The organism is Pseudomonas sp. (assembly GCF_049590575.1).
GTDB lineage: Bacteria > Pseudomonadota > Gammaproteobacteria > Pseudomonadales > Pseudomonadaceae > Aquipseudomonas.
The window spans coordinates 1-9,041 of sequence record NZ_JBAWDE010000019.1; the positions used below are offsets into that span (position 1 = coordinate 1).

The window sequence follows — 9,041 nt, forward strand, 5'->3', positions numbered from 1 at the left end:
CTGATACACCGCTTTCGCGAGCAAGCCCGCTCCCACATTCACTGCATTCCAACGGCAGGCGCGGTGTCAGCCGTAGAAATGCGGACGTGGCGGCAAGCCGACTTTGACGATCTGCTCACTGCCCTGCGCTTCGATACACGCATCCGCCGCCACCGCCGCCGCGAACCCGTCCCACGCCGACGGCCCGCCGACTTGCCCGGCGCGCACGCTGTCGATAAAGGCCTGCAACTCCACGTCGTACGCGCCGATAAAACGGTCTTTCCAATCCATCAGGATCGCATTCGACAGCTTGGCCCCGCTGCGCAATTGCACCTGCGAGGGCTCCGGCAGTTTGGCGATACCGGTCTCCCCCACCACTTCGCACTGGATGTCGTAGCCGTACTGGCAGTTGACGAACACTTCCACGTCGATACGCGTGCCCTTGGCGGTTTCCAACAGCACGATCTGCGGGTCGCGCAGGTGGGCCAGGGCTTTGCTGGTCTTGCGCGGGAACACCACTTGCACCGACACGTAGTCGTCGTTTAGCAACCAGCGCAGCACATCCAGCTCGTGGATCAGGGTGTCGGTGATCGCCATGTCGGTCTTGTAGTTCTCGCCCACCGTCGGGTTGCGGTGCGCGCAGTGCAGCATCAACGGCTCGCCGATCTGGCCGCTGTCGATCACCGCCTTGAGCGCGCGATAGCCTTCGTCATACGGGCGCATGAAGCCCACTTGCACCAGGCGCTTGCCGTGGGCCACTTCGGCCTCGACGATTTTGCGGCAGCCTTGGGCCGTGACCGCCAGGGGTTTTTCGCAGAACACCGGCTTGCCGGCGGCGATGGCGGCGAGCACGAATTCCTCGTGGCTCGGGCCCCAAGAGGTGACCAGCACAGCCTCGACCTGGGGCGAACTGATCAGCGCATGGCCGTCCGCGTAGACCTCGGCATCCAGCTTCAAGTCCGCGACCACCTTGGCGGCTTGCTCCAGATTGATGTCGGTCACCGCCACCACCTGGCTGTTGAGCAAGGTCTGGCTGCAACGACGGATATGATCGCGGCCGATGGCCCCGGTACCAATCACTCCAAGCTTCAATGACATATAAAAACTCCTCTTGTTATTAGTACTGCCGGGCCTTGGCCAGCTGTTCGTTGAGTTTTTTCGCGGCGGCATTCGTGCGTTCACTGGTGGACACCTGCGCCACGCCGACCCGCCACCACGACAGGTAGCCGTGGACCATGGTCTTGGGCAGCACCTTGATATCGATCAGCGTCGACACGGTTTGCATACGCGCATCGGCCAGCGCCGCTTCCAACTGCTCCACGGTGCTGACTTTGTAGGTTTTGCAGCCATAGGCCGCCGCGCTCATGGCGAAATCCACCGGCACCAGGCCGCCGTCGAGCTTGCCACTCTCGGGGTTGCGGTAGCGAAACTCGGTGCCGAAGCTGTCCATGCCGTTGCCGATCTGCAGGTTGTTGATGCAACCGAAGGCCATGTTGTCGAGCAACACCACGTTGATCTTGCGCCGCTCCTGAATCGAGGTCGCCAGCTCCGAATGCAGCATCATGTAGGAGCCATCGCCGACCAGGGCATAGACCTCCTTGTCCGGTTCGGCCAGTTTCACGCCGAGGGCGGCATTGATCTCGTAACCCATGCACGAATAGCCGTATTCGACGTGGTAGGTATTGACGCCCTTGCTGCGCCACACGCGTTGCAGGTCACCGGGCAGGCTGCCGGCGGCGGCGACGATAATCGCGTCGTCGGCCAGGGTTTGGTTGAGCACGCCCAGCACGCGGCTTTGGGTGAGGCACGAGCCGGTCAGCTCGATAAATTCGCGCAGCACGGCGCGGTCCAAAAGGTCATCGACCTCAGGCACAAAATCGTCGCCCTGGTATTGCACCTGGTGCACGCGATCCACTTCAGCGTCCAGCCGGGTCTTGGCGTCTCGGACCTGTTCGCCCCAGGCGCAGCGGTAATCGCCGAGCGCATCGGCGAGTGCGTCAAGGGCGACCCTGGCGTCGGCCAGCACCTGTACGCCATCGAGCTTCAACGCGTCGCAGGGGCTGATATTGAGGTTGAGAAACCTCACCTCGGCGTGTTTGAACAGTGATTTTGAGGACGTGGTGAAGTCGGTATAACGCGTGCCGATGCCGATGATCAGATCCGCCTCGGGCGCCAGCAGGTTGGCGGCCAGGCAGCCCGTCTCGCCGATACCGCCGAGGTTCAGCGGGTGGTCGGACACCACCGCGCTTTTACCCGCCTGGGTTTCGGCGAAAGGAATATCAAAGCGCTCGGCAAAGGCTTGCAACGCAGCATTCGCGCCGGAGTACTTCACGCCGCCACCACAGATGATCAGCGGCTTGCGCTTGCCCCTGAAGGCCGCCACTGCATCGCCGAGCATGGCTTCGGTCGGCGGCCGACGCTCGATACGGTGTACACGTTTTTGCAGGAAATAATCGGGATAGTCCCAGGCTTCAGCCTGCACGTCCTGGGGCAAGGCCAGGGTCACCGCGCCGGTTTCCGCCGGGTCAGTCAGCACGCGCATCGCATGAATCGCGGCGGTCATCAATTGCTCGGGACGGTTGATGCGGTCCCAGTATTTACTCACCGAGCGGAAGGCATCGTTGGTGCTGATGCTCAGGTCATGGAACTGTTCGATCTGCTGCAGCACCGGGTCGGGCTGGCGGCTGGCGTAGACATCGCCGGGCAACAGCAGCAACGGAATACGGTTGGCCGTGGCGGTCGCGGCGGCGGTGAGCATGTTCGCCGCGCCCGGCCCCACGGAGGCGGTGCACGCATAAATCTTGCGGCGCAGGTGTTGTTTGGCAAAGCCGATGGCCGCATGCGCCATGCCCTGCTCGTTACGGCCCTGATGCACCACCAGGTCACCGCTGTCCTGCTCCAGCGCCTGGCCCAGGCCCAGCACATTGCCGTGGCCGAAAATCGTGAACACCCCGGCGACAAACTTGCTCTGCACGCCATCGACTTCGATGTATTGGTTATCCAGGAACTTCACCAGGGCCTGGGCCATGGTCAATCTTGTTGTGGTCATGTTCGCACCTTGTATGAATGCAAATCTGTCGATCACCGGCGATTCAATGGGGGAGCGGGCTTGCTCGCGAAAGCGGTGTGTCAGTCACCTTGTGCATTTACTGACCCACCGCTTTCGCGAGCAAGCCCGCTCCCACAGGTTTATCGATGTCAGGTCCGGGAATTGTGTAAATGGGCGATGCTTGCGCCAATGGCCTGCTGGATATCCGCCAGTTCGTGCACGCTTTCGGCAAACGGTTCGAACGACAGGTAGCCGCCGTAGCCGCTGCTGAGCAAGGTGTCGATCTGCGCCGCATTGCCAAGGATGTCGCCCTCGCCCACCAGCACACGGTGGCCGTCGCGGATCGAATTCAGCGGCGCCTCGGCATCTTCCACGCCGGAGATGTGCACCAGGCCGGTCAGTTGCGCGAAGAACGCCTGCTCGCCGGCCAGGTGGTGATGGAAGGTGTCGTGCACCAGGCGGAACACATCCAGGCCGCCGATGGACTTGATCGCATCCACCGCCACGCGCTTGCTGCGCAAGGCGCATTCTTCAAAGCCCAGCGGCTCGATGAAACCGAGAATCCCGTACTCCCGCAGGATCGGCGCCAGCTCGCTCAACGCGGTGCGCAAACCGGCGGCGCGCTGGGCTTCGCTGCGGGTGTCGCCGCGCTCATTCAGCGGGCACATCACCAGGCCTTGCGCACCGCATTCACGCGCATAGGTGGCGAGTTTGACCGCCTGGGCGCGGCGCTCGTCGTTCCACACATCAAAGGGGTACAGCGCGTTGATCGACAGCACGGTGATGCCGTGCACCGCGCACAATTCACGCACGCGGCTGGCCGGGGTGCCATATTCGATTTCGTTGCCTTTGAGGTCGTTGCGGATCTCGATGGCATCGCATTTCAGCGCGGCCGCCAACTGGATGAAATCCGGTAGGGACAGATTGGGCGCGACCATGCGGTTAAGCGCAAAACGTAGGGGCGATTTCATTATTGTTGGGCTCCATCCAAACCGGTTAAAGGTCCAGCAGCCAGCTGTGCTGCGGGTCGTTGTGGAAATGCCAGGCGCGCTTGGGGCCGGCCATCACGTTCAGGTAGTAAGACTCGTAGCCGTACGGCACGCTGACCGGGTGATACCCCTTGGGCACCACCACCAGGTCGCTGTTTTCCACGGCCATGGCCTGGTCGATGCTGCGGTCGTCGGTGTACACGCGCTGAAACACGAAACCCTGGGGCGGGTTGATCTGGTGGTAGTAGGTTTCCTCGAGAAAGCTCTGGTGCGGCAGGTCGTCGGTGTCGTGCTTGTGCGGCGGGTAGCTCGACGAATGCCCGGACGGCGTGCGCACTTCCACCACCAACAGCGAATGCGCCGGCTCGCTGTCCGGCAGGATGTCGCACACATAGCGGGTGTTGGCGCCTTTGCCGCGCACACTGCGCTTGCACTGTTCAGGGCGGATCAGGCGGGGCTCGAACCCCGGCGCACCGGGCGCGGCGCAGACGGCAATCTGCACATCGCTCAAGGCCGTGACCTGAGCATCGGTGCCGGGCGGCAGGTAGGCGGCGAATGGGGATTTATCCTCGAACACCGACTGGCGATCACCGAGGTTCTGCCAGTTGAAACCCTCGCCTTCAATGTTCACCCGGCCACTGAGCAACACCAGGCAGAGTTCATGATCGCCGGCGGTGACCGGCAGGGTTTCGCCCAGGCTCAGGCGGTAGGCGGCAAAGCCCACGTATTCCAGGCGTCCGTCTTCCAGGGCAACCATGGTTTGCCCGCGTTTGCTGCTTTTTACCAGTAAGCTCATTTGGCAGTCCTCTCGCGTAACAGCGCGCGCAAGGTGTCGTAGCCCTTTTTCGCATAGATGTAGCTGGGCGCGACGGCCGGGTCTTGCTCGGCTTCCACCACCAGCCAGCCTTCGTAGCGGGCCGCCAGCAATTCATCGAGCAAGGATGCGAAGTCGATATCGCCGTCGCCGGGCACGGTGAAGGTGCCGTTGACGATGCAGTCGGGGAAGCTCCACATCTGGTTGCGCGCCAGCTGCACCACCGGCTTGCGCACGTCCTTGAAATGCACGTGGCAGACGCGGTCGATGTGTTTGCGCAGCACCTCCAGCGGTTCGCCGCCACCCATGTAGCAGTGGCCCGAATCGAACAGCAGGCCGACCTCCGGGCCGGTGCGGCGCATCAACTGGTCGATGTCTTGCGGGGATTCGACGTAGGCGCCCATGTGGTGGTGGTAGGCCAGGCGCACGCCCTGGGACAGGGTAAAACGCGCCAGTTCGGTGAGCTTGTCGGCATACGCCTGCCAGGCCTGCTCACTGTGCAAACGCGGGCGTTCGATCAGGCGAATGCGTGAGCCCTGGATCGAATCGGCGACTTCGCCGTAGACCAGCACCTTGGCGCCGTTGAGCTTGAGCAGTTCGACATGGCTGGCGATGGCCTCGATTTCTTCGGCCACCGAGCGCCGGGCCAGGCGGCTGGAATACCAGCCGGAGACCAGCGCCAGATCGTAGGGGCGCAACACATCGCCGACGCCTTTGGCGTCCTTGGGGAATTTGCCGTTGAGTTCAAAGCCTTCGTAGCCGATGTCCTTGCCTTCGCTGAGGGCGGTGCTCAGGGGTGTTTCACCGCCCAGGGCCGGCAGGTCGTCGTTACTCCAGGAGATCGGGTTGATGCCAATTCGGATTGCGGGCATGGCTGCACCTTTATTATTTTCAGGTATCACTGCTTTCTGCTCTATGTGGGAGGGGGCTTGCCCCCTTCCACATTTGACCGTGTTAATTTCTGGCACTGCGCCAGGCATTAATAAGCTGCTCAAAGGTCTGCTGCACCTGCTGAATCAGCGTCTCGTCATCAATCTCCCCGGCCATCCACGCGCGGCTGGGTTCCTGGAAGATCGTGCGGCCCACGGCGAAACCTCGGCAGGTGGTGCTCTGGCTGGCTTGCTGGAAGCCGTCGGCGAGACACTCGGCCGAGGCGTTCAGGCCCAGCAGCACCACGCCACGGCAGTAGGGGTCGCGCTCCTGGATCAGTTCGTCGAGCTTTTTCCAGTCGTCGGCCGACTGCGCCTCGATCTTCCACCATGCCGGGTAGATGCCCAGGTTGTACATTCGCTTGAGGCTGCGGTAGAGCACGTCCGGGTAGGTGGACGGGTGATCCTTGGGCGGGATGACTTCCAGCAGCAGCTCATGGCCGCTGACCAGTGACGCTTCGTACACCGCCTTGAGTTGTGCTTCCTGTTCCAGGCGCAGCAGCGGCTCGTCGTCGGGGTGGAATTGCACCAGGCACTTGATGATCTGTTCCTGGGGCCAGGCGAGCAAATTGCTGCCGAGCGAGCGGCCGTGTTCGAACGCCAGCGGGCGCGAGTTCTGCACCTCCACCGGGCGCGCGATCCACCAGCCACGACCACTGGCGGCGTTGAGCGCGTCCTGGCCGAAACGCTGGTCGGCCAACAGGCCCACATCGGCTTCGACGCCCTGTTCGGCGAGCCTTTTCTCCACACGTTCGATGGCCTGGATAAACAGCTGCTTGATGTCACTTATACGGCTCGGGTCCTGGCCGCCGCGTTGCGCCAGGTCGACCAATTGCCAGCGGTGGTCGAAGGCGAACACGAACAGCTGCTTCCAGGCCTTGCGCGGCACGCTCACACGGTGCAGGCGTTGCAGGGTGACGTCCTGATCAGGGCGGGTGATCGGCACCGGGCTGTTGAACAGGTAATCCAGCTCGGCAGGGGTCGGCATCGCCGGTGCGCAGGCGTGGCGCGACACCACCAGGCCACCGCAAGCGTTGGCCAGCTGGCTGCAGCGCTCATCACTGGCATCGTTGAGCCAACCGCTGAGAAAGCCCGACATAAAGGCATCGCCGGCACCCAGCACGTTCAGCACTTCAACCCGCACGCCGGGGTAAATCGCGCCGTCTTCGAGCCGCGCAGGGATTGCGCCGTGGATCACCGTGCAGCCCTGCGGGCCGAGCTTGACCACCAGGGTGGCCGGGGTCAGTTCACGCACAGTGCGCAGCGCGGTGAGCAGATCCTCGCTGCCACCGGCGATCAGGAATTCTTCTTCGGTGCCGACGATCAGGTCAAAACGCGGCAGGATTTTCTGCACGTGCTGGCTGACATTCTGGTCGGCCACGAACCGCGTTTCGCCATCGGCCTTGCCCGCCAGGCCCCACAGCACCGGGCGATAGTCGATGTCGAGCACGCGCTTGACGTTGTGCTTGGCCGCGTAGTCCAGGGCCTGGATGCTGGCTTTGTACACGCCGTCGGTGGAGAAATGTGTGCCGGTGATCAGCAAAGCTTTGCTGGAGGCAATAAAGGCTTCGTTGACGTCTTCGGCGCGCAGGGCCATGTCGGCGCAGTTTTCGCGGTAGAACACCAACGGGAAGGTTTCGCGGTCCTTGAGGCCGAGCAACACCAGGGCGGTGAGGCGTTCCGGGTCGACCTTGATGCCGCTGACATCGCAGCCCTCACGGGCCAGGGACTCGACCAGGAAGCGGCCCATATGGTCGTCCCCTACCCGGCTCAACATGGCCGACCTGAGGCCCAACCTGGCGGTGCCGAAAGCAATGTTGGCGGAGGAACCGCCGAGGTATTTGGCAAAGCTGGACACGTCCTCAAGCCGCGCACCGACTTGCTGTGCATAGAGGTCGACGCCCAGGCGCCCGAGGCAAATCAGATCCAATTGACGCCCACTGGCAAAACGAGTCTGGCCCATGCTGGCTCCTGTTATTTTTATCAGCCTGCGTGGTGCCGCCGTGGTGACGGCACACGCCTTTGGTGAGAGCAGACTAGAACGTCCGGCGACGGCAATCAATATTTATTCCATAATTATTTTTAGTGGAATATTTTTTCCAATAAGCCGGCATAATCGCCTGCCAGCCAACCTGCATCGTTTCAGCAGGCCACGGGGGCCGTGATGCCGGGGTATTTTTTTGCGCCTACCCTGTAGACTTGCGCCACCCATCAGCGCACCAGACGAACACGCCAGAAGGATTGCCCATGTCCCGCACCGATCCCGAGACCGCCCTGGAAGAAAGCCTCGCCAGCCCTCCGATCAATGCCGAACGCCTGTTGCAGCTGATCACCGACGAATACGAGAGCCTGCCGCGCCAGCTCAAGCGCATCGCCAGTTATATGAGCCAGCAGAGCGACCGGATCATGGTCGATCGCATCAGCGATATTGCCCGCGAATGCGAAGTGCATCCGTCGGCCATCGTGCGGTTTTCCCAGCGTTTCGGCTTCAGCGGGTTCAGTGAGATGCAGGCGCTGTTTCGCGAGGCCTATACGCACAAGACCACGCCGGTGCAGAACTACCAGCAGCGCATCCGCAGCATGATCGCCAACAAGTCGCAGAAGGCCAGCGGCGGCGACCTGGCGCGCGAGTGCGTGAATGCCACCCTGTCGGGCATCGAGCGCCTGGGTCTGGAACTGGATGACGTGGCGTTCGAAAAGGCCGTGGACCTGGTGGTCAACGCCGACAATATCTACGTGGTGGGCGTACGTCGTTCGTTTGCGGTGGCCGATTACCTGGTCTACAACCTGCAGCACACCAACAAGCGCATCCACTTGATCTCCGGCCTGGGTGGCAGCTATCGCGAGCAGATGCGCAGCGTGCGGGCCAACGACCTGGTCATCGCGATCAGCTTCACGCCCTACGGCAAAGAGACCCAGCATTGCCTGCGCATCGCCCAGCACCATCAGGCCAAGACCCTGATCATCACCGACAGCAACCTGTCGCCCCTGGCCAAACGGGCGAACGCGGTGCTGTTGGTGAATGAAGGTTCCTCGTTTGCGTTCCGCTCGTTGAGCGCCACCTTGTGCCTGTGCCAGGCGCTGTTTATCGCGGTGGCGTATCGGTTGGAATTGAAAGTGGATGAGATTCATGAGCAGGTCGGTTTCGACGACTGACCCCGGCTGCCGACAGCCACTGCGCCACACAGCAAAATGTGGAAGGGGGCTTGCTCCCGATAGCGCAGTGTCAGTCGCCGGTAACACCGACTGACTTAGCGCTATCGGGGGCAAGCCCCCTCCCA

Annotated in this window: 8 protein-coding genes; 2 read left to right on the forward strand and 6 right to left on the reverse strand. The window is 62.3% G+C overall.

Annotation, left to right across the window (positions count from 1 at the left end; all coding sequences use genetic code 11):
• Positions 1-66: 66 nt before the first annotated feature.
• The 6 genes from WBR57_RS01240 to WBR57_RS01265 form a co-directional block, all read right to left on the reverse strand.
• Positions 67-1,077: a Gfo/Idh/MocA family protein gene (locus WBR57_RS01240; RefSeq protein ID WP_424081381.1), complete on the reverse strand. Its 1,011-nt coding sequence runs from the start codon at positions 1,075-1,077 to the stop codon at positions 67-69.
• Positions 1,078-1,096: 19 nt separating this feature from the next.
• A complete protein-coding gene (iolD, locus tag WBR57_RS01245) occupies positions 1,097-3,028 on the reverse strand; it encodes a 3D-(3,5/4)-trihydroxycyclohexane-1,2-dione acylhydrolase (decyclizing) (protein WP_424081382.1) in 1,932 nt (643 codons plus the stop codon).
• A gap of 149 nt (positions 3,029-3,177) precedes the next feature.
• Positions 3,178-3,999: a TIM barrel protein gene (locus WBR57_RS01250; RefSeq protein ID WP_424081384.1), complete on the reverse strand. Its 822-nt coding sequence runs from the start codon at positions 3,997-3,999 to the stop codon at positions 3,178-3,180.
• Between the two features lie 25 nt (positions 4,000-4,024).
• Entirely contained in the window at positions 4,025-4,813 is a 789-nt protein-coding gene (iolB, locus tag WBR57_RS01255) for a 5-deoxy-glucuronate isomerase (protein ID WP_424081386.1), read from the reverse strand.
• Positions 4,810-5,703 carry a myo-inosose-2 dehydratase gene (gene iolE, locus WBR57_RS01260; protein ID WP_424081388.1) on the reverse strand — a complete coding sequence of 298 codons (894 nt, stop codon included), beginning with the start codon at positions 5,701-5,703 and terminating at the stop codon, positions 4,810-4,812. The genes iolB and iolE overlap by 4 nt, the downstream gene beginning before the upstream one ends.
• An 82-nt stretch (positions 5,704-5,785) precedes the next feature.
• Positions 5,786-7,723, reverse strand: a complete 1,938-nt coding sequence (locus tag WBR57_RS01265; protein WP_424081390.1) for a bifunctional 5-dehydro-2-deoxygluconokinase/5-dehydro-2-deoxyphosphogluconate aldolase — start codon at positions 7,721-7,723, stop codon at positions 5,786-5,788.
• Between WBR57_RS01265 and WBR57_RS01270 the strand changes: the two genes are divergently transcribed.
• Positions 7,722-7,925, forward strand: a complete 204-nt coding sequence (locus WBR57_RS01270) for a hypothetical protein (protein ID WP_424081392.1) — start codon at positions 7,722-7,724, stop codon at positions 7,923-7,925. The two genes, WBR57_RS01265 and WBR57_RS01270, sit on opposite strands and share 2 nt — an antisense overlap.
• Positions 7,926-8,007: 82 nt before the next feature.
• Positions 8,008-8,916 carry a MurR/RpiR family transcriptional regulator gene (locus WBR57_RS01275; RefSeq protein WP_424081394.1) on the forward strand — a complete coding sequence of 303 codons (909 nt, stop codon included), beginning with the start codon at positions 8,008-8,010 and terminating at the stop codon, positions 8,914-8,916.
• Positions 8,917-9,041 lie beyond the last annotated feature (125 nt).